This window comes from Subtercola sp. PAMC28395, from assembly GCF_018889995.1.
GTDB lineage: Bacteria > Actinomycetota > Actinomycetes > Actinomycetales > Microbacteriaceae > Subtercola.
Window position 1 is genome coordinate 941633 of the sequence record NZ_CP076547.1, and the last position, 24501, is coordinate 966133.

Here is a 24501-nt window from a genome sequence, read left to right on the forward strand (position 1 = left end):
CGACACTGCACGACAGGCGCACGGTGAGCAAGCTGCCTAAGACTAGAAAGCTCTCTGGACAGTCACCAAATGCGCCTGTGCATAACACTGTTGATAAAAACGGCGAAACGCCGCGCTACTTGTGTAGAACTTGTGGAATCGTCTGTGCACTTTCGGCCGATATTTACCCCGAAATACGTCTTGATCAGGTATTTATCTTCTGAACACCCTGTGCATAAACGGATGTTTCGACCCTCGCTTGAATGTTAGCGAATTGACAAAGACCTGTGCACAAAGGGCTTGACAATCGGCACGACAAAGGGGGGCCGTACCGATGCAGGATCGGTACGGCCCCCCTTTGAGATACTGCTACTTGGCAGCAACCACCTGAATGGTGATCGTTGCGCTCAGGTCGTCGCGAAGACGGACCTGTGCTTCGTGCGTGCCAGTCACCTTGATGGGGCTGGTGATCTCGATCTTGCGCTTGTCGAGCGAACCGTGGCCCGCTGCGGCTACCGCATCGGCGATGTCGCTGGTCTTGACCGAACCGAAGAGACGGCCTTCTTTGCCGGCCTTGATGGACAGCTTGACGACGTTGGCCTCAAGAACCTGCTTGAGGTGCTGCGCTTCTTCGATCGTTGCGAGCTCACGGGCAACACGAGCAGCCTTGATCGACTCGATCTGCTTCTCGCCGCCACGGCTCCAGGTCACAGCAAAACCCTGGGGAATCAGGTAATTGCGAGCGAACCCGTTCTTGACGTCGACGACGTCACCGGCGGAACCGAGGCCTGAGACCTCGTGGGTGAGGATGAGTTTTGACATTGGATTCCTACCTGCCCGAGCCTGCGTAGGGCAGCAAAGCCATTTCGCGGGCATTCTTTACTGCGCGGGCGATGAGACGCTGTTCCTGAACCGAGACGCCGGTGATGCGGCGTGCACGGATCTTTCCTCGCTCGGAGATGAACTTACGAAGGGTGTTGACATCTTTGTAGTCGATAACGCCAACGCGAATCGACTTCGCCGGGGCGGCATTCTTGCCGTCTTTCCCCTTGCGGATCGGCTTGCGGCGATCGCCGCTGCTCTTTCCAGCCATGGTTATTCTGCTTTCTGAAAAAGGTGAAGTTTAGAAGGGGGTTTCGTCGCTGTAGCTGCCTGGAGTGTTCCAGACATCCGCGCCGCCACCGGAGTTCGCCGAGGCGGGGGCACTGGCTGCCCACGGCTCGTCGCCACCGCCGCTGACCTGGCCCCGCCCGCCACCGGAGTTACCCGAAGACGAGGCGCGAGTGACCTGGGCGGTTGCGTAACGAAGGCTGGGGCCAATCTCGTCTACCTCGAGCTCGATCGAGGTGCGCTTTTCGCCCTCTTTCGTCTCGTAGGAACGCTGGCGCAGACGCCCGGTCGCAACGACACGGGAACCCTTCGTCAGCGAACCGGCCACGTGTTCGGCGAATTCACGCCACACGCTTGCACGAAGGAACAGCGCTTCGCCATCTTTCCAGTCGTTCGACGCACGATCGAACGTGCGAGGAGTGGAAGCGATGGTGAAGTTGGCAACCGCCAGCCCGTTCTGCGTATAACGCAGTTCGGGATCGCCGGTGAGGTTACCGACGACGGTGATTACGGTTTCGCCAGCCACGATCGACTACTCAGCTGCTGCGGCAGGAGCCGCGGGAGCTGCTGCCGGCTTCGAAGCTGCACTGACGCTTGCCGCTGCGCGAGCAGCGGGAGCAACAGGTGCCGACTTCGCCGGGGCAGAAGCGGCAGGCGAAGAGCTCTGGACCTTGGGCGCAGACGCCTTCGGGTTCGCAGCCGCGCGAGCAGCCTTCTCTTCTTTGCGCTTCGACTCGGCGGCGACCTGGGCGATGGCCTCTTCTGCACGAAGGACCTTCGTGCGCATGACGGCTTCTGAGAGCTTCAGCTGGCGGTCGAGCTCCACAGTGGACTCCGACGTAGCGGTCAGCTTCACGACGGCATAGATGCCTTCGGTCTTCTTGTTGATCTCGTAAGCCAGGCGACGACGACCCCAGATGTCGACGTTGTCGACGGTGCCGCCATCTTTGCGGATGACGTTGAGGAACTTGTCGAGGCTCGGTGCCACGGTGCGCTCGTCGATTTCTGGATCGAGGATGACCATGAGTTCGTACTGATGCGTCACTAACCCACCTCCTTCGGACTAGATCGGCTACAGAATTTCTGTAGCAGGAGGGTGTGTGCATACGTCTGTGCCCGCGTGGGAGAACCCCACTGGACATAGACAACCTGTAGAGACTACCAGAAAGGCGTACCGGGGTCACTACGGGATCTCCACACGCCTAGAGTTGCACCTGTGAGCGTGCATCGAGTGGGCCTTGTTGCGTTGCACACGTCTCCCCTTGCTCCACCCGGTTCGGCAGACGCCGGCGGCATGAACGTCTATGTGGTCGCACTCGCAGAGGCCCTCGCACGGCGCGGCCTCGACGTCGAACTGCTCACCCGGTCCTCGAGCCCGGACGACCCGCAGACCGGATACACGCCGAACGGAATCCCCGTGCAGTTCCTTCGAGCAGGCCCACAGGCTGCCGTGGCGAAAGACGATCTCGCACGGCACATGTTCGCGTTCCGGGATGCCCTGCGAGCCCGGCCCGTATTCGATCTGTTGCACTCGCACTACTGGCTCTCTGGCGCGGCAGCACTCACCGTCGCAGAAGAGCAGGGCATCCCTCACGTTCAGAGCCTGCACACCGTCGCGTTTCTGAAGAACCAGAACCTCGCTGCCGGTGACCACCCCGAACCGCAGGAGCGGCTCTGGGCCGAACAGCGACTCATCGGCGATTCACAGCTGAGCATCGCGTCGACCGAGGCAGAACGCGATGCGATCGTGACAGGCTACGGGGCCACGCCGTCCTCAGTGCTTGTGATACCCCCTGGTGTCGACGTGAAGCGGTTCCACCCCCGTCGTACCGGAGCGGAGGCCGTGGAGTCGGGCCCTGGCAGGCCGGTCATCCTCACGCTCGGCCGCATCCAGCCTCTCAAAGGCCAGGATCTCGCCATTCGGGCCATTGCTGGCATCGACCAAGACAGGCGCCCGAAACTCGTGATCGCAGGGGCGCCCACTCCCGGGGAGACGAAATATCTGAAATCACTGCACGCCCTGGTCGCCGAACTCGGAGTGGCAGACGACGTCGAATTCGTCGGAACCCAGTCGCGCGAACGCACGGCCGAGTGGATGCGATCCGCTGCACTTGTCCTGCTCCCCTCCCACTCCGAGACATTCGGCCTCGTTGCGCTCGAGGCTGCTGCATCAGCAACACCCGTCATTGCGTCGCGGGCGTCCGGCATGCAGGAATCGGTTTCAGACGGGGTGAGCGGTATTCTGCTCGATTCACGGGAACCGCTGGAGTGGGCGAGTGCGATAGACGCAGTGCTGAGCAGACCAGAAACACTCGCACGGCTTTCGGCAGGTGCCCTGGCCTTCGGCGCACGGCACAGTTGGGAGAGCACCGCTGATACGACGCTCGACGCCTACCGCGCTGCCGTCGGCATCACTGAGAACCAATAAGATGAAAAAGGCTTGTGCAGCCCTCGCGCCGGTTTTTCGGCGCTCGACAGGGCCTTCCTGCACGCCGGAATCTCTCTCGAAAGAAGTCCATGGGTATCAAGGTCGCAATCGCGGGCGTCGGAAACTGCGCAAATTCTCTCATCCAGGGCGTCACGTTCTACCGTGATGCACCCGAAGACGAGGTGGTGCCCGGTCTCATGCACGTTCGCTTCGGCGAGTTCCACGTGGGTGACATCTCCTTCGTGGCAGCGTTCGATGTCGATGCAGCAAAGGTCGGGCTCGACCTGGCCGATGCCATCTGGGCGAGTGAGAACAACACTCTCAAGTTCGCAGACGTCGAACCCACGGGAGTTCTGGTTCAGCGCGGCCCGACGTTCGACGGTCTCGGCGAGTACTACCGCGAGCTGGTCGAGGAGTCTGACGCCCCGGTCGTCGACGTCGTTGCCGCCCTGCGCGAGAGTGGAGCCGACGTACTGGTCTGCTACCTGCCGGTCGGCTCAGACGACGCGGTGAAGTTCTACGCCCAGGCCGCCATCGACGCCGGCGTCGCCTTCGTCAACGCCGTTCCTGTCTTCGTCGCGAGCGACCCGGTGTGGGCCGAGAAGTTCCGCGCGGCCGGTGTGCCGATCGTGGGCGACGACATCAAGAGCCAGGTCGGCGCGACCATCACCCACCGTGTGCTCGCCCGCCTGCTCGAAAGCCGCGGAATCACCATCGACCACACCTACCAGCTGAACGTCGGCGGCAATATGGACTTCAAGAACATGCTCGAGCGCAAGCGTCTGAAGTCGAAGAAGATCTCCAAGACCCAGTCGGTCACGAGCAACATCGACATCTCCCTGCCCGAACGTGACATCCACATCGGGCCGAGCGACCACGTGCCGTGGCTGGATGACCGCAAGTTCGCCTTCGTTCGCCTCGAAGGCCACGGCTTCGGCAATGCACCCATCAGCTTGGAGTACAAGCTCGAGGTCTGGGACTCGCCGAACTCGGCTGGTGTCGTCATCGACGCTCTTCGTGCCGCCGCAATCGCCCGCAGGGCCGGCCTCGGTGGCCCCCTCGAATCGGCCTCCGCCTACTTCATGAAGAGCCCCGCGATCCAGCACCCCGACGACGTCGCCCGCGAACTGCTCGAGCAGTTCATCAGCGCCAATCGCTGAGCTCCCATCAGTGAGCCGCCGCCTTTTCGGCTCACTGTGGGCATACCTGCGCGGTGATTCTCAGTTGCCTGGGAATCTGGTCGACGCGAGGGCATAGTACTCATCACTGTTCGTGAATCCGGAACGCACGGCGGCGTCGCCCATGCGAATGTCGTAGTCCGCCCAGAACTGCACGCCGGGCTCGTCTGGAACACGACCGAGATAGTGCTGGTACATCACAGAGACGCGCGCTCGCGCAGCTTCGAGTGCGTTGTAGATCTGCGCGACGATCCAGTCGCGATCCAGTGGTAGGTCACCGCCACTGGGATGGGCGCGCCAGTCGAAGTGTGCGAACGAGTAGTTGCTGGCTGCCACTGTCCAGAATGACGCCTCATCCCAGCTTGCCGACCGCCCCAGCAAGTGCTGGTATAGACCATTGATCCACCCGCCGTTGGCCGTCGTTCGATCGTAGAACTCCTGCGATGCGTAGAAGGACTTCTCAATGTCGTCGGTTGTCACGATTCCGCGGTGCATGGCATCGAGCCAGAATGCTCGTCCTCCCGGGTCAGGCCCTCGGTTGAGGATCGAGTTGTAGGCGTTGTCGATTCGGATCAACCGGTATTCGTCGCTGCCTGCGAAGGCAGACGCCACACTCCCGCGGGAGTCCCCTACGGCGAAGCGGTGGCCCCAGAAGGCGACCTCGCTCTCTCCCGGGCGACGGTTCAAAAAGTCCTGGTAGAGCGCCGTAACGAATGCCGCCACGGGAGTAGAGACCCCCGGGGCCGTCACAGGTGACTCCGTCAGCACACTCGTGCCGACAGCCTGCGCTGACGCAGCCGGTCCGAAGCCGACCATGAGGCCGGCGGCCACCAGCAGAACGGAGATGCCAGCAAGAACTCTTTTCACGATTGACTGCCCCCGGAATCGCTTCACACTAGTGAAGTGCATCGCGCAACGCCGCGATTGCCCTCATAACGTAGCACTACCCGAGACCGGTCCTCATCGACGCAGACCGAGCTATTTGGCCGAATTCCAGGCGCCCCAGCGCCGCGCTTGGGAGAACAGCCGTTGAGGCAGTTCTCGTGCTCGCCCCCGCCACACTGAGACGGCCGTTCAGGCCGGCCGGCCGTGCGTTCGCCCGCGCCACACTGAAACGACCGGCCGTTCAGGCCGGCCGTGTGTTCGCCCACCACTCGAGCAGGCGGCGAGTGGCCTCCTCCTCGCCGAGGGGTCCCTCGTCTAGGCGCAGTTCGAGCAGAAAGCGGTACGCCTCGCCGACCTCGCGTGAGGGTTTCAGGCCCAGGATGCTCTTGATCTGTTCGCCGTCGAGATCAGGTCGCACAGAATCGAGTTGCTCCTGCTGCGCGAGCTCCGTGATTCGCGACTCCAGGTCGTCGTAGGCGAAGGAGAGGCGGTCGGCCTTGCGACGATTGCGCGTCGTCACGTCCGCACGCACAAGAATGTGCAGGCGAGCAAGCAATGGCCCAGCATCACGCACGTAGCGGCGAACAGCCGAGTCTGTCCACGCGCTGTCGGTGTAGCCGAAGAACCGAAGGTGCAGCTCGATCAGGCGGGCAACGTCGGCGATCGTGTCGTTGTCATAACGGAGTTCACGCAGACGCTTCTTCACCAACTTCGACCCGACGAGGTCGTGGTGGTGGAACGACACGACGCCACCCGGTTCGAGCCGACGGGTCGCCGGCTTGCCGATGTCGTGCAGCAGGGCAGCCAGCCGAAGAACGAGATCCGGCTGAGCACCTTCGTCTGCTCGTTCCTGTTCGAGGTCGATCGCCTGTTCGAGCACCGTGAGACTGTGCTCGTAGACGTCTTTGTGGTGATGGTGCTCATCCGTCTCGAGGCGGAGGGCCGGTATTTCGGGCAGCACGAAGTCCGCGAGTCCCGATTCGACCAGCAATTCGATTCCCCTGCGTGGGTGGTCGGAGCTGAGGAGTTTCGACAGTTCCTCTCCGACTCTCTCTGCGGAGATATGGGTGATGCTGCCCGCCATCCCGCCGAGCGCAGCGCGGGTCTCGTCGTCGAGCTCGAAGCCGAGCTGGGCCGTGAAACGAACGGCACGCAACATGCGGAGGGGGTCGTCGCCGAACGAGATCTCGGGCGTCGACGGGGTGCGGAGGCGGCCGTCGAGCAGATCATCCATGCCACCAGAGGGATCGACGAGCACCTTCGACGGGAGGCGCAGAGCCATGGCGTTGACGGTGAAATCCCGTCGCAGCAGATCACCTTCGAGCGTTGTGCCGAATTCGACGACGGGTTTGCGCGTGACCTGGTCGTAGACGTCGGATCGGTAGGTGGTGATCTCGACCGTTTCGCCACCGATGCGTGCGCCGATCGTGCCGAAGGCGCGCCCGATGTCCCAATGGGCATCGGCGAGGGGCGCGACGATCGCGAGGATCTGGTCGGGAGTGGCGTCGGTGGTGAGGTCGAGGTCGTGCACCGGGCGCCCCAGGAACGCATCGCGAACCGGTCCGCCGACCAGGGCGAGCTCGTGGCCGGCTGTCGCAAAGGCAGCGGCGACCAACGAGACGGGAGGCGTCTCAGCCAGCTTCGCCAGGGCCGCGAGGGAATCAGCTACCGGTTGCACCCCGCCACTTTACTGCCTGCCCGCTCTCAGGGAGTCGAACTGGCCCCGAAGCTGTGGATAACCCGCCCACCAAGCCGCACCGCGACCCGCAACGGTCGTTCAGGAGACACACTCTAGAATCGGCAGTATGAATGCGGCGGCGAAATCGGGTGTCCGTCGCGGCCCGAGACGCGCCGGACAGTTGGTGCCGATGGCTTCTGCGCTGCGCAGTGCGGCAGCGGGGCTGCTCGTCGCTGGTGTTCTTCTGACGGGTAGCACGCTCGCGGGTCCTGCGCACCGGGCCGCGGCCGAGACCACGCCTGTGCCGACCCCGAGCTCGACTGCCGCCACGGACGCCGGTTCCGTCTCCCTGACCCTCGCCCCCGACAACGCGGGCTCCCTCGCTCCGTCGCAGGACCTCGCGATGACGGTGACCATCGAGAACACGACCGCTGTCGCCGTGCCGGCCGGAGTCATCCACCTCTGGCTCGACCGCTCCAGGCTCGCGACACGCACGGAGCTCTCCGGCTGGCTCGACCCTGCCACCGAGACCCCCCAGGACACTGATTCGGCGAGCGTCGATGCCGCGACCACGGCGATCGCACCCGGCGCGACCGCGAGCGTCCGGGCGATCATCCCTACCGCCCAGATCGGGCTCTCAGCATGGGGCGCCTATGGGGTGAGGGCGACGCTGCCGCTGGGTTCTTCAGTTTCCGATGCCAGAAGCGCCGTGGTCTGGTCAGAGGGCGCCCCCTCCACCTTCTCGGCACTGGGCCTCATCATGCCCATCACCGTGCCGCCGACCAGCGCCGGCCTGCTGTCGGCGGCCACCCTCACCGATTACACCGGCTCAGACGGAATCCTGACGAAGAAGCTCGACGCCGTGGTCGGCAGGCCTGTCACCCTGGCCATCGACCCGATGATCATGGTGTCGATTCGGGTGCTGGGCACGGCGGCACCCCAGAGCGCTCTCGACTGGCTCGCCCGGTTGGCCGCGGCACCCAACGCGACCTTCCCGCTGAGTTACGCCGACTCCGACCTTTCCATCGAGCGGCAGGCCGGCGCCAGCACCGTGCTCTCTCCGACATCGTTCGACTATGCCCTCAGCGCGTCGAACTTCCAGACGTCTCCAAGCCCAGACCCATTCACCCTGTTCGCATCCTCACCGATCCCGACGTCCACGCCTGCCACGCCCGGCGCACCGACACCCACTCCCACCCCGGCACCCGGCCAGCTGCCGAGCTTCTCCGACCTCACGTCGTGGAACTACACCCGCACAGACCTCGCCTGGCCCGCCGCGAACACGGTCTCGGCCGGGGATTCGGCGTTCTTCGCGCAGAGCGGCCTCACCACGAGCATCCTGAGCAGTGACAATGTCACCGTGGCTGCGCAGGGCATCACTCCGAACGCCCCGGCATCGGTCGACGGTTCGAGTTCGATCCTGCTCGACGCACAGATCACGGATGCCCTGCAGACCGCCGCTGACGCGGCAACCGAGGCTCCGCGTGACGCGGCGCTGGCCGAACTCTCTGCCGTCCTCACGGTGACCACCGGTACCTCACCGGGTACCACCCCGTCGCTCGCTGCGAGCCTGGGGCGGGATGCACCGGCGTCGAGTTTCGGGGTGACGCGCGTGCTCGATGTGCTCGAGGCGCTGCCCTGGGCATCCGAAGTGCCGTTGAACGACGTACTGACCGCTCCGCAGACGCCGGGAATCAGCCTCCGCGACAGCCCGCAGGCATCTTCGCGTGCGGACACCGTTCGGTCAATGCTCACCAGCGAGAACCAGGTCGCAGCGTTTGCTCCGGTCATCGAGGCTCCCGAACTGATCACCGGGCGCCAGCGTGCGAGCCTGCTCGGCGTACTCGCACAGTCGTGGGCCGCAGACACCGCGGGCCGCACTGCCGCCGAGGCGTCATATCAGAAGGCGTCGACAGACACGCTCGGAGCGGTACAGATCGTCGACGGCAGTTCGATCAACCTCCTCGCGTCCAACGGTGACGTGCCCGTCAACATCAGGAACTCCCTCGCCTGGCCCGTCACGGTCACACTCCAGGTCACGCCGTCGAACGGGCGGCTCGTGGTCGAGCCGAACCGCATCGACATCACGGTCGAAGCCCAGTCGCAGAAGACCGCCAAGGTGCCGGTCAAGGCTGCTGTGGCCAGTGGTGAAGTGAACCTGAGGCTCGAGCTGTACAACAAGAACGGGGTTCTCGTCAGCCAGGCCCAACCCCTTCAGATCAACGTGAGCGCCGACTGGGAGGGCATCGGTACGCTCATCATCGCAGTGCTCGCCGTCGCCTTCCTCGCCTTCGGCATCATCAGGCAGATCCGCAAGCGCCGCCGGGCGAGGCGTGCGTGATGGCCGAACGCAGCATCGGTCGCTCGAGCGCGCTGCTGGCCTCCGGCACGATCGCTTCGCGCATCCTCGGGTTCCTCAAGGCGATCGTGCTGTTGCAGGCGATCGGTGCGTTCGCCGCCGGTGACGCGTTCACCGCTGGCAACCAGCTGCCCAACACGATCTACGTCATCGTCGCCGGCGGAGCGCTGAGTGCCGTTCTGGTGCCCCAGATCGTGAGGAGCGCGCTGCACACCGACGGCGGCACGGCCTACATCAACAAGCTCGTGACGATCTCGCTGCTCGTTCTGGCCGTCACCGCGCTGGCCGCCACACTTCTCGCTCCATTCCTGGTCTCCATCACTGCACACGGGTTCTCGGCCGAACAGACAGCGCTCGCCACGGCATTCGCCTACTGGTGCCTGCCCCAGATCTTCTTCTACGGCGTCTACACGATTCTGGGCGAAGTACTGAACGCTCGTAACTCGTTCGGGCCCTTCACCCTCTCTCCCATCCTCAACAACATCGTGGCTCTGATCGGGCTCATCGTCTTCATCGCCGTCTTCGGCGCAGACCCCAACGGAACGCGCCCTCTCGACTGGTGGACGCCCTCGTCCGTCGCACTCCTCGCCGGTACAGCCACACTGGGCATCGCCGTGCAGGGCCTCATCCTTTTTGCCTTCTGGCGCCGCGTCGGGCTTGTGTACCGGCCCGACTTTCGCTGGCGGGGCGTGGGTCTCAAACAGACCGGAAAGATCGCCAGCTGGTCATTCGGCATGATTCTCGTCACGACCGGGGCCGGGCTCGTCGAGACGAACGTGGTTTCGACAGCATCAGGCGGCGACTCTGCCTCGATTGCTGCTCTCGCAAACGCGTGGCTGATCTTCATGCTCCCCCACTCAGTGGTCGCCGTCTCGATCGCCACCGCCTATTTCACCCGGATGAGCGAGAACGCGTCGGCCGGAGACCTCGGCCGGGTGCGCGCCGACGTCTCTGCGAGCATCCGGCAGATCACCGTCATCATGGTGCTCGCCGGAGTGGTGCTCTTCGTCGTCGCCTACCCGTTCGGCCGGGTGATGATCGATTCCGTCGCCGGCTCGACAGCCATCGGAACCGTACTGATGGCCTTTCTCGTCGGTCTTCCCGCGTTCAGCATTCTCTTCGTGCTGCAGAGGGCGTTCTTCTCGCTCGGCGACACCCGTACGCCGTTCTACACCACCGTCTTCCAGGCTGTTGTCTTCAGCATCGGCAGTCTCGCCGTTCTCCTCTTCGTTCCGAAGGTGTGGGTGGGCGTCGGTGTCGCTCTGATGCTGTCGCTCGCTGGAATCCTGCAGACCATTGTGGTGGGTGTTCTCATTCGCCGAAAGCTCGGCGGGGGCATTCGCCGGGTGGCGACGAGCTTCGCAAAGGATGCCCTGGCCGCCGCGCCCGCATCGATCGCCGGCGCCGTGGTGTACTTCGCCTTCGGCGGCGCAGACCCGGCGGGCTACGCGCTCTCGGGCCGCATTCCCGCCATCATCACCATGGCCGTGGTCGCTGTGGTCATGACGATTCTCTACGCAGTGACCCTTCGCCTGTTGCGATCATCAGAGCTGAGTGAGGCCGTCGTTCCGATCCTCAGGCGGCTGCGGCGCAGCTGAAGCGAGAAACTCGCGAACCACTTCGATGACTCCGGCGGCCGGCCTCAGCGTTGAAGCGTGGTCACGCCCGGGCAGCGGCACGAAACGGGCCTGGGGCATCAGCTCCGCTGCTCGTTCGGAGTCGGAGAAGGCTCGCCGATCATCCGTACCCGCCAGCAGGAGTGTGGGCGTCTCGATCGAGTACAGCGCCTGCTCGTCGACGCCGGGTTCGAGTTCGACGCGCTGAAAATACGACCGGATGGCCACGGGATCGTTCGCCAGGAAGGCCGCTGTCGTCGCGGGGTCGACCGGCATGCCCCGGCGCTCCTCCCAGCCGTCGATGAATGCGCGCATTCCGCCCACGCCCAACGCATCGTCGTAGCCTTCGAAGAAGAGTTTGCCGACGCTGCGCCCCGGTGCACGATAGCTTCCCGCAGCAGAGACGAACGAGAGCAGGCGCTCGGGGTGGGTGGCCGCAAGGGTGAAGCCAGCGCGGGCGCCGAATGAATAGCCGAAATAGTGGGCGCTCGTGACTCCAGCGGCATCGAGAACCGCCAGCAGGTCGGCCACCACGAGCTCCATGCGATAGTCGTCAGGCCGGTGGGGTTTGTCGCTGAGCCCGTGCCCGCGGAGGTCGACGAGAATCAGCCGGTAGTCGTCTCGCAGCGCCTTCACGTAGCCGAGCCCGCGCCACATCGCTCTCGACAAGCCCGAACCGTGCACCATCACGAGAGGACTCCCCTCGCCGACCTCTGTGTAGGCGACTCGTACGTTGTCGACGGGGCTGAAGGCTTCACTCACCGTTCAATCATGGGCCCTGCGGCTCTGGAATACGCGGCGGCTAGGATTGGTTGAGGTCTACAGTGCAACATCGTCGGTGAAGAGTCACCGCTACAAGGAGCTTGTCGATGAGACAGATAATCATCATTGGGTCAGGACCTGCGGGATTCACCGCGGCCATCTATGCGGCGCGCGCGGGCCTCGAGCCGTTGCTCATCGCCTCGAGCGTCGAAGCCGGCGGCGAACTCATGAAGACCACTGAAGTGGAGAACTTCCCCGGGTTCCCCGAGGGGATCCAGGGTCCTGAGCTGATGACCAGGCTCCAGGAGCAGGCTGAGAAGTTCGGCACCGAGGTGCTCCTCGACGACGTGACGAGTGTGGACTTCAGCGGTGACATCAAGAAGGTCTCCACGGGCTACAGCGGCGACTTCGAGGCGCAGGCCGTCATCTTCTCGACCGGTTCTGCCTACCGCAAACTGGGCATCGACGACGAAGAGCGCCTGAGCGGTCGCGGCGTCTCCTGGTGTGCGACCTGCGATGGTTTCTTCTTCAAGACAAAGACCATTGCGGTTGTCGGCGGCGGGGACTCCGCCATGGAGGAGGCCACCTTCCTGACCCGTTTCGCCGAGAAGGTGTACCTGGTTCATCGAAAAGACAGCCTGCGGGCATCCAAGATCATGCAGGAGCGCGCCTTCGCCAACGAGAAGATCGAATTCGTCTTCAACTCGGCGGTCGTGGGCATCAGCGGCGAGAACACTGTTGAAGCGCTGACGCTCGAGAACACCGTCACGGGCGAGTTGAGCGAACTCCCGGTGCAGGGGTTGTTCGTCGCCATCGGCAATGACCCGCGAACCCACCTTGTGCATGGCCAGCTCGACCTGACGGCGTCGGGAACGATCGCTGTCGCCGGTCGCTCATCGAAGACCAACATCGCGGGTGTCTTCGCCGCAGGTGACGTGATTGACGACACCTATCGACAGGCGGCCACAGCAGCGGCTTCAGGCACTGTCGCCGCTCTCGATGCCGAACACTACCTGGCTGGCCTTGCCGAGGCACGTGCGATCCATGAGTTGCGCGAGGCCGAAGCTGAGATCGAGCTCATCCGGTCCACCTGAGAACCACTTCGTGTGTCGCTTCCCGTGCACACACGCGAAGCCAGCAAGCCGCTGGCTCCCAACCGAATCTGAAAGAGAGAACACCATGTCAACCGCAACAGCAGTCACCGATGCGAGCTTCGAAGCCGACGTACTCAATTCTGAAGAAACCATCCTTGTGGATTTCTGGGCAGAGTGGTGCGGGCCGTGTCGCGCCGTTTCTCCCATCCTCGACCAGATCGCGGCAGAGCACTCCGACAAGATCAAGATCGTCAAGCTCAATGTCGATGAGAACCCACAGACCGCGGCCAAGTACCAGATCACATCGATCCCGGCGATGAAGGTCTACCGGGGCGGCGAAGTCGTCAAGACGATCATCGGCGCCAAGCCGAAGGCAGCGCTCGAGAACGACCTCGTCGACTACCTCGGCTGATCTTTCACCTTCGTCGAAGGCCGCCCGAGCGGGCCCCGACGGCGAGAGGGCCCGGGCCGATTCTGGCACCGGGCCCTTTTTGGCGTTGGTAGCATGGAATTTCGCCTCATTCATGGAAGTGCACGTGAACAGCCACCACAGACCATCGTCGCCCTCTGCCACAAATCTCGACCCCTGGTACAACAACTACGCTGACCGTGCTGCCGGCCTGTCGGTGTCAGAGGTCCGAGCTCTGTTTGCCGTTGCGTCCCGGCCTGAGGTGGTCTCGCTGGCCGGTGGAATGCCAGCCGTTTCCGCCCTCCCTCAACACCTCGTCGTCGAGTCGATGGCCAAGGTCATGGCCGAACAGGGTTCCGTCGCCCTGCAGTACGGGTCTGGGCAGGGCGTGCCCAGATTGCGTGAACACATCCTCGAAGTCATGGCACAAGAGGGCATTTCCGGCAGTGTCGACGATGTCGTCGTCACCACCGGCTCACAGCAGGCCCTCGACCTGGTGACCAAGCTCTTCATCAATCCTGGCGACGTCATTCTTGTCGAGGCACCCAGTTACGTCGGTGCAATCGGAGTATTCCGCTCATACCAGGCCGATATCGAACATGTGCTGATGGACGACGATGGGCTCATCCCCGAGGCATTGCGCGAGGCGATCACGCGTGTGAAGTCGTCGGGCAGAACCATCAAGTTCCTCTACACGATTCCCAACTTCCAGAATCCCGCTGGCGTGACCCTCACGGCAGAACGGCGAGCGGAGATTCTGCAAATTTGCCGATCAGAGGGCATTCTGGTGCTGGAAGACAATCCATACGGATTGTTGTATTTCGATGGTCCTCCTCCTGCACCCATGCGGAGCACCGAAGACGAAGGAGTGATCTACCTCGGGTCATTCTCGAAGACATTCGCCCCCGGGTTCCGTGTGGGCTGGGCCATTGCGCCCCACGCCATTCGCGAGAAGCTGGTTCTGGCGGCCGAATCGGCGATTCTCTGCCCGAGCTCGTTCAGCCAACTGGTCATTTCGGAATACCTGTCGACGGCCGACTGGAAGAGCCAGATCAACACGTTCCGAGGGGTCTACGAAGAGCGCAAGAACACGATGTTGGCTGCCCTCGCAGAGCACCTGCCCGAAATGACATGGACGAAGCCGAACGGTGGGTTCTACGTCTGGCTGACACTTCCCGACTACCTCGATGCAAAACAGATGCTGCCACGCGCTGTCACCGAACTCGTTGCCTACACCCCGGGCACCGCGTTCTATGCAGACGGTGGTGGGCGCAACAAGATCCGCCTTTCGTTCTGCTACCCGACGCCCGATCAAATACGCCTCGGAATTCGTCGGCTCACCACCGTCATCAACGGCGAGATCGATCTGCTTGAGACCTTCAACGCGACCGGACCCCTCCAGACGATCCGCCAGAGCCGTTCCTTCTCAGCCCCACCACCAGACCTGGACTAACTATGACTGACTCACCCACCATGCGTTCCGTCGTCGTTCTCGCCGGAGGGATCTCCCACGAGCGAGAAGTCTCACTGCGCTCGGGCCGCCGTGTCGCCGACAGTCTGATGGCGCGAGGGCACCGCGTGACGATGCGCGAGCCCGACAGCACCCTGCTGAGCTTTCTCGAAGACGCTTCTCCCGACCTTGTCTGGCCCGCGCTGCACGGTGCCAGCGGCGAAGACGGTTCTCTGAGGGCCCTGCTCAGTGCACAGGGCATCGCCTACGTCGGGTCTGAATCTGCTTCAGCACAACTCGCCTGGCACAAGCCGACGGCCAAGGTACTGGTTTCTCGCGCTGGCTTCGCAACGCCGGAGTCGATCACCCTACCCCGCGAGACCTTTCGGGAACTCGGCGCCAGCCAGGTGCTCGCTGGTGTGCTCAAGCACCTCGGTACACCTGTTGTGGTGAAACCAGCGATGGGCGGTTCAGCACAGGGCGTGACCGTCGTCGAAAACGATATCGATCTGCCCCGGGCAGTGGTCGATGCGTACACCTATGGCGAGACCGCACTCATCGAACAGAAGATCGACGGCACGGAGATCTCCATTGGCGTACTCGATACCGGCGAGGGTGCTTTCGCTCTTCCAGCAGTAGAAATCGTGCCACGATCAGGGCTTTATTCCTACGAGGCTCGTTACAACGCGGGCGAGACCGAGTTCTTCACCCCTGCACGGATCGACGAAGACTGGGCCGATTCCGCCGCACATGCCGCGCTGAGCATCCATCAGGCGCTTGGGCTCCGTCACCTCTCGCGAATCGACCTCATCATCGATGCCGATGGAATACCCTGGTTTCTCGAAGCGAATGTCATGCCCGGCCTCACCGAGACATCCCTGGTTCCGCTGGCAATCGTCGCCGATGGGCTGAGTCTCGGCTCGGTCTACGAGCAGCTCGGCGAGCTCGCCATCCGCGATTCACGCGGCTCCGAATCGGCCTGATCAGAAGCTTCATGGAACGAGGCCCCGCTCAACTGGGCCTGCTTGACCCGAATCCCTCATCTCCGATCTCGCTCAGGATTCTGTTGAGATCCTGAATTGTGGCGAAATCGATGACAATCTGTCCACGAGTCGCACCCAGACTCACTTTGACACGTGTGTTGAGTCGGTCACCCAGACGCTCGGCAATCTCGTCGAGGTGGTCGTTCCGTCGGCCTGCGGTAGGCCGCACCCGGCGTGCACGCGGGGCCCTGGATGCTGCGGCTTCGGCTGCCCTTACAGAAAGGTCCTCATTCACAATCTTGTCTGCGAGGCGTCCCATCTCCTCCACGTCGACAACCGACAGGATCGCGCGGGCATGACCCGCGCTCAACACGCCAGCAGCGACACGTTTCTGTACAGCAGTCGGCAGCTTCAGGAGGCGGATGGTGTTCGTTATCTGCGGGCGCGATCGACCGATCCGAGTCGCAAGCTGCTCTTGCGTGATGTCGAAGTCGTCGAGGAGCTGCTGGTAGGCCGATGCTTCTTCCAGTGGATTCAACTGTGAACGATGGAGGTTCTCCAGAAGTGCATCCCGAAGCATGTTTTCATCAGCAGTGTCTTTAATCACAGCTGGGATCGTCTCGAGTCCCAGTTCTTTACTGGCCCGAAGTCGCCGCTCACCCATCACGAGTTCGTACTCCTGTGCGAGCCCTGGTTGTGCCGGCAGTTGACGAACAACGATCGGTTGGAGCACGCCAACCTCACGAATGGACTGCACGAGTTCGGCGAGGTCGTCGGCGTCGAACTCGGTTCGCGGTTGCTTGGCATTCGGTACGATCGACGCGGGCGCGAGGTTGGCAAGACGAGCACCAGGCACCGAAACAAGTTCGGCCTCGCCAGCGCCGCGCTCTGCGAAGAACACATCCACTGGACTAGTCGAACGAGACTCGTCAACGGTCGGAATCAGCGCTCCGATTCCGCGGCCAAGTCCGGTGCGTTTGGGGTTAGCCATGGTTGTGAACTCCTCGTCGTGCGATTTCTGATGCTGCTTCAAGATAAGAAAGTGATCCTGGTGAATTCGGGTCGTAGCTGATCACTGTCTGGCCATAACTCGGCGCTTCTGAGATACGCACAGAGCGCGGGATGATCGCCTGGAGCGTCTCGTTCGGGAAGTGGTTGCGTACATCCTCTGCCACTTGGGAGGCCAGCCGAGTGCGGCCATCGTACATGGTCAACAGAATCGTCGAGACAGCCAGCGTGGGGTTGAGGTGACGTTCAATCAACGCAATGTTCGAGAGAAGCTGACTGAGCCCTTCGAGGGCGTAGTACTCGCATTGGATCGGGATGAGTACCTCCCGCGCGGCGACAAAAGCATTGATGGTGAGCAGTCCCAGTGAAGGTGGGCAATCGATGAAGACATAGTCGAAGGGCTCACCGTTATCCTCAGACCGGCTCAGGTAGGCATTGAGGCTTTCACGAAGGCGCAGTTCACGCGCAACCAGGGGGACCAACTCAATTTCGGCACCCGCAAGATGGATGGTGGCTGGTGCGCAGTAGAGGCGATCGAACTCTGGGCTCTTCTGGACAACGTCTTCCAATTCGACATCGCGGATCAGAATGTCGTATACGCTCAGCGTTTCGGCACGATGATCTACTCCGACCGCCGTTGAAGCGTTTCCTTGCGGATCAAGGTCCACGACCAGCACCTTCGCACCTGTCTTCGCCAAGGCAGCAGCGAGATTTACGGTAGTGGTGGTCTTTCCAACGCCGCCCTTCTGGTTGGCCACAGTGAAAACCCTCGTCTTTGAAGGGAGTGGAAACTCAGCGACGGCAATTGCTCTCCGTCGCTGTGAAAGGTCTGCAATCTCGCGTGCAAGGGGAGTCGAAGCGTCGAAGCCGACCGATTCGCTTGTCATAGATACTTTCTTCGATTGCGCGATACCCAATGTGGGCCTGGATTGGTGCTTTGCGTTGTTCGGACGAAAGATGTTTCACGTGAAACACTCTCTCTAAGTCCCAAATTGCGATGAGACCTACTTCTCAGGCCGGATGGGATGGCTGCGGCCGAATTACTCCGTTCACGAACTCAACATCCACGGTACCTGCACTCGGCGCTTTATCTAAGTCGAACGGCATGTCGGTAACGTCGAGATGATGTTTCACGTGAAACGCCTTACTCGTCAATCACAACTGCTCCGTTAGGAAACCGTCGCACGAATTACACGAGTCGGATCATTGAGCACGCCGACTCCCAGCACCTCGACTCGGACATCCCGCAAGCCGAACTTCCGAATGACTTTGTTTGCCTCTTCGATCTCGCGCTCTGCTCCTGCACCCTTCATGAGCACCAGCTCTCCGCCTCGCCGAACCAGGGGAGCGCACAAGGGAACCAATTTGGAGAGAGCACTGACCGCGCGGGCCGTCACCTGGTCGAGCGCATCAGGAAGACCGACATCCTGAGCGCGAGCGCGAAGAACTGAGACGTTGTCCAGACCCAGAACAGCAGCCTGATCATTCAGCCACTTCACCCGGCGTTCCATCGGCTCGATGAGCACAAAGTCTACATCCGGTCGTGCAATCGCCAGCACCAGGCCCGGTAGGCCGGCACCGCTGCCGATGTCACCGACCCGACCCGGTCTCATCAACGGCGCCAAAGCTGCACAATTCAGCACGTGTCGGCTCCAGAGACGAGGTAGTTCGACGGGGCCGATCAGCCCGTACTCCTCGCCATGCCGGGCAAGATTCGTGACGAACTCACGGGCGACGCCAATGCGATCGCCGAACATGGCTTCCGCTGACGCCGGCTCGCCCTCAAGCGAACGCAAGACCTCGTCGTAGTCGATACCGCTCATTGTTTCACGTGAAACTATGCTGCGCTGATCACAGTATGGCGATCGCGCCCTTCGCCCTCAGAAGCCGAAGCGAACCCGCGTTCGGCAACCAGATCATGAACCACCTTGCGTTCATACGACGACATTGCCTCGAGGGCAACCATTCTCTCGCCGCCGACTTCGATCCGATCGATTGCGGTTGTCACCAGGCGTGCCAGCTCGGCTTCTCGAATCTGGCGGCTGCCACCAACGTCGAGAATGAGGCGGGAGAAGCCACCCGTCTTCGTTTGTACGGCCAAGCGTGTGAGCTCCTGAAGTGCCTGGACGGTGTCGGGATTGGAGAGAAGGCGAAGGTTGCTGTCTTCGGAGGAGTTGACCGAGACGTAAGCCCTGCCACCCCGGGCATCTATGTCGATGTCGCCGTCGAGATCGCAGATGTCCAGCAGTTCCTCGATGTAATCCGCGGCAATGTCACCCTCGTCTTCGAGGCTGCCTGAGAGAGTATTCTCGACGGAATTACCGGCGTCTGTCGATTCAGCCGGCTCGACAGGACTGGCGTCGATGCCCGTCTTGGTGACTCCGTCTGACAGTTCTACGAATTCCTGCGTGTTCACGTCGGTCACGTCACTCATTTCTTCTCACCCTGCTTCTTTGCTCTGTTCTTTCCCACCGGCTGCTGTCGCTGGGTAGTCACCGGCTTGGACGAGTCGAGCACGACATGGCTGATCGACCCGTCTCCCGCGGTCTGGATGTTCAACTTGCCCTTCTTTGCAAGCCTTGCCTCGCGTGCTTTCGCGGCCTCGCTGCCAGGTGTTGGCATGTTTCGAATGACCAGGAACTGCTGTCCCATAGTCCAGAAGTTCGACGTCAGCCAGTAGAACATCACGCCGAGAGGGAAGGTGAAACCAGAGAAGGCGAATACGAGAGGAAGAATGTAGAGCAGGATCCGCTGTTGCTTGAACATCGGGCTGTTCTTGGCCTCGGGGGACTGGTTGCGGGACATGATCTGGAGCTGCGTGATGAACTGCGAGCCGGTCATCAGAATCACCATGATCACTGCAATGACCATCACAGCCACGTCGCCGGTCACGGTCGCCTGCTGAAAACTCTCATGAAGGGGAGCGATACCGAAGAGCTTCGCATTGCCGAACTGCTGCGCAAGCTCGGAGTTCAACAGGCCGACGCCCGCCTGCCCCTTCTGGGCATCGTTCAGCACCGAGAAGAGGGAGAAGAAGATCGGCATCTGGAGGAGAAGCGGCAGGCACGAACTCAACGGATTCGTTCCGGTTCGCTTGTAGAGCTCCATTGTCTCGCGGGACATGGCCTCGCGAGAGAACTGATCCTTCTTACCCTTGTACTTATCCTGAATTTTCTTCAGTTGTGGTGCAACCTCGAGCATCTTGCGTTGACTCTTGATCTGTCGAACGAAGACGGGAATGAGCGCCGCACGGATCACGAGTACCATGCCGACAATCGAGAGCACCCAGGTCAATCCCTCGGCAGGATCCATACCCAGGGCCGTGAACAGCGTGTGGAACGACACAAGGAGAAATTCCACGACCCACTTGATGGGCCACAGGATGGTACTGATGAATCCGGGAATATCCATGTTTTCGGGCTAGCCCTTTCGTTGGCCGTTAGCTACGACGAAGCCGAATCTGGTGATACGGAAGTGTGAAACTCGGGGTGGGGGAACGTCGTCGATCCCTCCGGCGGCCCACGGATGACAGCGGATGATCCGGTACCCCCCGAGACCCACGCCGACAAGAAGACCGCGCTGCTGGATCGCCTGCAGTGTGTACGACGAGCATGAGGGATAGTAACGGCACACATCGCCATACAACGGCGATATCACTGCCCTGTATATCCGCAGGATGAGAATTGCCAGGTTTCGGGGAAACAGAAATACCCAGACCGCGACACCTGTCAGACGGGAGACTAACTTCGAACCAATCTGCAACCGCACGTCGACGCCGTTCACAAGGGCACTGTTCACGACAGCACCGCAGCCCGCGTCAACGACCGTGAGACCTCGCGCTTCAGCACCTCGAACGAGCAATTCGCGGCTCCCGGAAGAGCTCTGATCACAATTTCGGAACCAGGAGCCACATCAGGGGAAAGCGAGTAGCAGATTGCTTTGAGCCGGCGCCGAACACGATTACGTACAACGGCAACCCCGACTGATTTCGCCACAATGAAACCGAACCGCGGAGTCGAGTGGGAGCCCTGCCGGAGGTACGTCACCGTAGTCGGAGCCGCAAACCTGGCACCTCGGCGAACCGCAGCACGATAATCATCTGCAGTCGTTATTCGGGCGGATCTGGCAAGCACCTTGAGGTGAACTCAGTGGAACGATTTACGCGGAGAGCTCGGTACGGCCCTTACGACGACGAGCCGAGAGAATTGAGCGGCCGGCACGGGTGCGCATACGCAGACGGAACCCGTGAACCTTGGCGCGACGGCGGTTATTGGGCTGAAAGGTTCTTTTGCTCATGATTCTTGGTCTCCGTGGCCCAGCCGATGACGCGCCGGGAAGCTTAGTAAGGTGTGCGCTCGCACACAGGTCAACTGATTAAAACTACGGCCTGACTGGCAATTGGTCAAACTGAAAGCGGTCAAACGCCCAATTATCCACAGTTCATTGTCAGTGGTCGAAAGTGACACGCCCAGAAGGGGGAGAATGAACTTGATCTAGCCCGTGCCAGTCACTAGCTTAGATCCTTAGGTTTGTGACAGTGGTGTGGGGATGCAGTCGCACAATTCTTCGTACGTCTCCCTCGCAGCTGCTGGGGCTACACCTATCCTTCTGACAGGAGATCCATGGCTGACGATTCCGGTTCACCGGAGGCCAATTGGCGCACCGTTCTCCAGGCACTTTCCACCGATGAGCGGATCACACCCCAACTCCATGGATTCTTAGGACTTGTCGTTCCCAAAGGAATCATGGCCGGCTCGTTCTACCTCGAGGTTCCGAACGACCTGACCCGCGGAATGCTCGAGCAGCGGATACGGGTCCCACTGCTCTCTGCCCTCGGAAAACTCGACGAGTCCTTTGGAGTGACCAGTTTCGCGGTCGTCGTCAACCCGGACATCAGTGGAGACGACTACCTTCCTGCTCCAGCCGTGGTCGAAGTGACCCCCGCGACAGTCAGCTACGTCGAGACAACACCGGTTCAAGAGACAGTCGGGCCACTGCGGAACAATGACACGAGACTGAATCCGAAGTACAGCTTCGACAACTTCGTCATCGGCGGATCGAACCGCTTCGCCCACGCAGCAGCGGTCGCCGTGGCAGAGGCACCGGCCAAGGCTTACAACCCCCTCTTCATCTACGGGGACTCAGGGCTCGGCAAGACCCATCTGCTGCACGCGATCGGCCATTACGCAATGAGCCTGTACCCGGGGGTTCGAGTCAGATACGTGAGTTCCGAAGAATTCACAAACGATTTCATCAATTCGATCGCTAACAATCGCGGGGCAGCCTTCCACTCGCGATACCGGGACATCGATCTGCTCCTCATCGACGACATCCAGTTCCTCCAGGGCAAAGCGGAGACCCAGGAAGCCTTCTTCCATACCTTCAACACCCTGCATGACCACAACAAACAGGTTGTGATCACGAGTGACCTGCCACCGAAACACCTCACCGGGTTCGAAGATCGCATGAGGACGCGATTCGAATGGGGCCTGATCACAGATGTACAGACACCGGACCTCGAAACAAGGATCGCGATTCTCCGAAAGAAGGCACAGAGCGAAAAGCTCCAGGTCCCCGATGAGATCCTCGAATATATGGCGTCGAAAGTCTCCTCGAATGTTCGCGAACTCGAGGGCACCCTCATCCGCGTGACCGCGTACGCAAGCCTGACACGCAACCCTGTTGACCTTGCACTGGTACAGACAGTACTGAAAGACCTCATAACCCTCGACGACGACAATGTCATCGCTCCTGTCGACATCATCGGCCACACCGCGGAGTACTTCAAGCTCTCTGTGGACGACCTCTATGGCTCGTCCAGGTCCCAGGCGATTGCAACTGCACGACAGATCGCCATGTATCTCTGCCGGGAACTGACGAGCCTGTCACTGCCCAAAATCGGTCAACTGTTCGGCGGCCGGGACCATACAACGGTCATGTACGCCAATAACAAGATCGGCAAACTCATGACGGAGAAACGGTCTATCTACAATCAGGTCACCGAGATCAGCACGAGAATCAAGCACAATCAGCGCTACAAGGGCGTTTGAATCTCTCTCTCGAGCTGATTCCACACGTTGTGCACAACCCTGTGTATAACTAAGGACAATGTGTTGATGGTCTGTGGATGGTTGTGTGAACTCCCGAGACCGCCATGTCACACGAGCACGGTAATTACAAAAAGTTTGCCCACGGTTTCAACAAGTCACACGGGTGTAGTTCCAACATGAACAAAGGGAACTTCTGCTGTTCTCCACATATCCACGTCGGTTAAGAAGATTAACCAAAGAACTAATTAATGATGATCGCCAATAACTTTTTCGCTGGGACGACTCCCTCGAAACCGGTCACGCAGAGCCCCTGCCCACCGGATAGCATGGACCGACCAATACGTAAAAACTGAAGGTGCGCGCGTGAAGTTTCAAGCAAACAGAGACGTATTTAGCGAAGCCGTATCTTTCGCGGTCAAACTTCTACCTCAACGAACGACCCTGCCGATCCTCAGTGGCGTGCTCATCGAGGCTGGCGCCGATGGGCTCACACTCTCCTCGTTCGACTACGAGGTGTCATCGCAGACACACATCACCGCAGATGTTGAAGAACCCGGTCGTGTGCTGGTGTCGGGCCGGCTGCTCTCTGACATTGCCAACAGGCTTCCGAATGCCCCGGTGCGCTTCTATACCGAAGACACCCACATCATCGTCACCGCAGGGTCGGCGAAATTCACCCTTTTGAGTATGCCTGTGGAGGAATATCCAAGCCTGCCTGTCGTCGGTGAAGAATCGGGCCTCCTGAGGGCAGAGGATTTCTCCGCGGCAATCGCCCAGGTCGCTGTTGCGGCTTCACGCGATGACGTGACGCCAGTGATTACGGGAGTGCAGCTCGAGATATCTGAACGCAGCCTCTCATTGGTGGCCACAGACAGGTACCGCGTCGCAGTGCGCAACATCGACTGGGACGCCGGCACGTCGAACATCGAGACCGCATCCGCGCTCGTGCCGGCAAAGACCCTCCAGGAGATCGGCAAGACCTTCGGCAACAGCGGCACCATCTCCGTTGCCATCACGAACACCGACGATCGCGAACTGATCGCATTCAAGGCAGATCGCAAGACAGTCACGTCCCTGCTGATCAAGGGCAACTTCCCTCCCGTCAGACGTCTCTTCCCCGAGACTGTCGAGAACTACGCAGTGATGAACACGGCAGACCTGATCGAGGCAACGAGGCGTGTCTCGCTGGTGCTCGAGCGCGAGGCGGCGCTGCGGTTCACATTCACCATCGATGGGGTCACACTTGAAGCCGTCGGCTCCGAACAGGCCCAGGCGTCAGAGACGATCGATGCGCTTCTCACGGGTTCTGACACAGTCGTCTCACTCAAGCCTCAGTTCCTCCTCGACGGACTCGGGGCGGTGCACTCGGAGTACGTGCGCATCTCGTTCACCAAGACCGACAACCCCAACAAACCGGGGCCTGTGCTGATCACAAGCCAGTCATCCAAAGACCAGCCAGGCTCAGATGACTACAAGTACCTGCTTCAACCCAACCTCTTACTTCGCTAGGGA

Annotated in this window: 24 protein-coding genes and 1 pseudogene; 10 read left to right on the forward strand and 15 right to left on the reverse strand. The window is 61.2% G+C overall.

The genetic code is table 11. The features are described from left to right. Positions 1-348: 348 nt before the first annotated feature. The 4 genes and pseudogenes from rplI to rpsF all read right to left on the reverse strand — a co-directional run. The gene (gene rplI / locus KPL76_RS04490; protein ID WP_216335302.1) at positions 349-801 is read right to left on the reverse strand and encodes a 50S ribosomal protein L9; all 453 of its coding nucleotides are present in this window, start codon (positions 799-801) and stop codon (positions 349-351) included. 7 nt (positions 802-808) lie between these two features. Continuing rightward, complete coding sequence (rpsR, locus tag KPL76_RS04495) at positions 809-1072, reverse strand: 30S ribosomal protein S18 (RefSeq protein WP_104245567.1); 264 nt, start codon at positions 1070-1072, stop codon at positions 809-811. A 30-nt stretch (positions 1073-1102) separates the two neighbouring features. After that, positions 1103-1615, reverse strand: a complete 513-nt coding sequence (locus tag KPL76_RS04500; RefSeq protein WP_216335303.1) for a single-stranded DNA-binding protein — start codon at positions 1613-1615, stop codon at positions 1103-1105. A 168-nt stretch (positions 1616-1783) separates the two neighbouring features. Then, positions 1784-2113: pseudogene (gene rpsF, locus KPL76_RS14925) on the reverse strand (30S ribosomal protein S6); the annotation flags it as partial. A 192-nt stretch (positions 2114-2305) separates the two neighbouring features. Between rpsF and KPL76_RS04510 the strand changes: the two are divergent. Together KPL76_RS04510 and KPL76_RS04515 are read left to right on the forward strand one after the other, a co-directional pair. Continuing rightward, on the forward strand, positions 2306-3517 hold the full coding sequence (locus KPL76_RS04510; RefSeq protein ID WP_216335305.1) for a glycosyltransferase: 1212 nt from the start codon (positions 2306-2308) through the stop codon (positions 3515-3517). A gap of 89 nt (positions 3518-3606) precedes the next feature. Beyond that, the gene (locus tag KPL76_RS04515; protein WP_216335306.1) at positions 3607-4677 is read left to right on the forward strand and encodes an inositol-3-phosphate synthase; all 1071 of its coding nucleotides are present in this window, start codon (positions 3607-3609) and stop codon (positions 4675-4677) included. A 60-nt stretch (positions 4678-4737) separates the two neighbouring features. On the opposite strand, the gene KPL76_RS04520 is transcribed toward KPL76_RS04515, so the two are convergent. Both KPL76_RS04520 and KPL76_RS04525 read right to left on the reverse strand, forming a co-directional pair. After that, a complete protein-coding gene (locus KPL76_RS04520) occupies positions 4738-5562 on the reverse strand; it encodes a DUF4214 domain-containing protein (RefSeq protein ID WP_216335307.1) in 825 nt (274 codons plus the stop codon). Between the two features lie 259 nt (positions 5563-5821). Then, positions 5822-7258 (reverse strand): CCA tRNA nucleotidyltransferase, encoded by a 1437-nt coding sequence (locus KPL76_RS04525; RefSeq protein WP_216335308.1) that lies wholly within the window; start codon positions 7256-7258, stop codon positions 5822-5824. A 190-nt stretch (positions 7259-7448) separates the two neighbouring features. Between KPL76_RS04525 and KPL76_RS04530 the strand changes: the two genes are divergently transcribed. Beyond that, the gene (locus tag KPL76_RS04530) at positions 7449-9599 is read left to right on the forward strand and encodes a DUF6049 family protein (RefSeq protein WP_216335309.1); all 2151 of its coding nucleotides are present in this window, start codon (positions 7449-7451) and stop codon (positions 9597-9599) included. Further along, the gene (gene murJ, locus KPL76_RS04535) at positions 9599-11215 is read left to right on the forward strand and encodes a murein biosynthesis integral membrane protein MurJ (protein ID WP_216335310.1); all 1617 of its coding nucleotides are present in this window, start codon (positions 9599-9601) and stop codon (positions 11213-11215) included. The genes KPL76_RS04530 and murJ overlap by 1 nt, the downstream gene beginning before the upstream one ends. Here murJ and KPL76_RS04540 read toward each other — a convergent pair. Beyond that, a complete protein-coding gene (locus KPL76_RS04540; protein ID WP_216335311.1) occupies positions 11162-11995 on the reverse strand; it encodes an alpha/beta fold hydrolase in 834 nt (277 codons plus the stop codon). The genes murJ and KPL76_RS04540 overlap by 54 nt on opposite strands. Before the next feature lie 107 nt (positions 11996-12102). Here KPL76_RS04540 and trxB point away from each other — a divergent pair, with 107 nt between their 5' ends. The 4 genes from trxB (at position 12103) to KPL76_RS04560 (ending at position 15931) form a co-directional block, all read left to right on the forward strand. Continuing rightward, positions 12103-13089: a thioredoxin-disulfide reductase gene (gene trxB, locus KPL76_RS04545; protein WP_216335312.1), complete on the forward strand. Its 987-nt coding sequence runs from the start codon at positions 12103-12105 to the stop codon at positions 13087-13089. Positions 13090-13174: 85 nt separating this feature from the next. Then, positions 13175-13501 (forward strand): thioredoxin, encoded by a 327-nt coding sequence (gene trxA / locus KPL76_RS04550; RefSeq protein ID WP_205106148.1) that lies wholly within the window; start codon positions 13175-13177, stop codon positions 13499-13501. Between the two features lie 112 nt (positions 13502-13613). Then, positions 13614-14951 carry a PLP-dependent aminotransferase family protein gene (locus KPL76_RS04555; RefSeq protein WP_216335313.1) on the forward strand — a complete coding sequence of 446 codons (1338 nt, stop codon included), beginning with the start codon at positions 13614-13616 and terminating at the stop codon, positions 14949-14951. Between the two features lie 2 nt (positions 14952-14953). Next, a complete protein-coding gene (locus KPL76_RS04560) occupies positions 14954-15931 on the forward strand; it encodes a D-alanine--D-alanine ligase (RefSeq protein WP_216335314.1) in 978 nt (325 codons plus the stop codon). 28 nt (positions 15932-15959) lie between these two features. Here the strand turns inward: KPL76_RS04560 and KPL76_RS04565 are convergent, their stop codons facing one another. The 8 genes from KPL76_RS04565 to rpmH form a co-directional block, all read right to left on the reverse strand. Beyond that, positions 15960-16922: a ParB/RepB/Spo0J family partition protein gene (locus tag KPL76_RS04565; protein ID WP_216335315.1), complete on the reverse strand. Its 963-nt coding sequence runs from the start codon at positions 16920-16922 to the stop codon at positions 15960-15962. Continuing rightward, a complete protein-coding gene (locus KPL76_RS04570) occupies positions 16915-17826 on the reverse strand; it encodes a ParA family protein (RefSeq protein WP_216335316.1) in 912 nt (303 codons plus the stop codon). Before KPL76_RS04570 ends, KPL76_RS04565 begins: the two co-directional genes overlap by 8 nt. Positions 17827-18108: 282 nt before the next feature. Next, positions 18109-18762 carry a 16S rRNA (guanine(527)-N(7))-methyltransferase RsmG gene (rsmG, locus tag KPL76_RS04575; RefSeq protein ID WP_216335317.1) on the reverse strand — a complete coding sequence of 218 codons (654 nt, stop codon included), beginning with the start codon at positions 18760-18762 and terminating at the stop codon, positions 18109-18111. Between the two features lie 14 nt (positions 18763-18776). Next, the gene (locus KPL76_RS04580; RefSeq protein ID WP_216335318.1) at positions 18777-19373 is read right to left on the reverse strand and encodes a R3H domain-containing nucleic acid-binding protein; all 597 of its coding nucleotides are present in this window, start codon (positions 19371-19373) and stop codon (positions 18777-18779) included. After that, positions 19370-20350: a membrane protein insertase YidC gene (gene yidC / locus KPL76_RS04585; RefSeq protein ID WP_205106141.1), complete on the reverse strand. Its 981-nt coding sequence runs from the start codon at positions 20348-20350 to the stop codon at positions 19370-19372. The genes KPL76_RS04580 and yidC overlap by 4 nt, the downstream gene beginning before the upstream one ends. Before the next feature lie 9 nt (positions 20351-20359). Beyond that, positions 20360-20671 carry a membrane protein insertion efficiency factor YidD gene (gene yidD / locus KPL76_RS04590; RefSeq protein WP_216336081.1) on the reverse strand — a complete coding sequence of 104 codons (312 nt, stop codon included), beginning with the start codon at positions 20669-20671 and terminating at the stop codon, positions 20360-20362. Positions 20672-20733: 62 nt separating this feature from the next. Then, positions 20734-21072: a ribonuclease P protein component gene (gene rnpA / locus KPL76_RS04595; RefSeq protein ID WP_216335319.1), complete on the reverse strand. Its 339-nt coding sequence runs from the start codon at positions 21070-21072 to the stop codon at positions 20734-20736. Positions 21073-21097: 25 nt separating this feature from the next. Further along, positions 21098-21235, reverse strand: a complete 138-nt coding sequence (gene rpmH / locus KPL76_RS04600; protein WP_055810406.1) for a 50S ribosomal protein L34 — start codon at positions 21233-21235, stop codon at positions 21098-21100. Positions 21236-21561: 326 nt separating this feature from the next. On the opposite strand from rpmH, the gene dnaA reads away from it, so the two are divergent. Further along, positions 21562-22989, forward strand: coding sequence for a chromosomal replication initiator protein DnaA (dnaA, locus tag KPL76_RS04605; protein WP_216335320.1), 1428 nt, complete (start codon positions 21562-21564; stop codon positions 22987-22989). Positions 22990-23352: 363 nt separating this feature from the next. Next, positions 23353-24498, forward strand: coding sequence for a DNA polymerase III subunit beta (dnaN, locus tag KPL76_RS04610; protein ID WP_216335321.1), 1146 nt, complete (start codon positions 23353-23355; stop codon positions 24496-24498). The last annotated feature ends 3 nt before the right edge of the window (positions 24499-24501 follow it).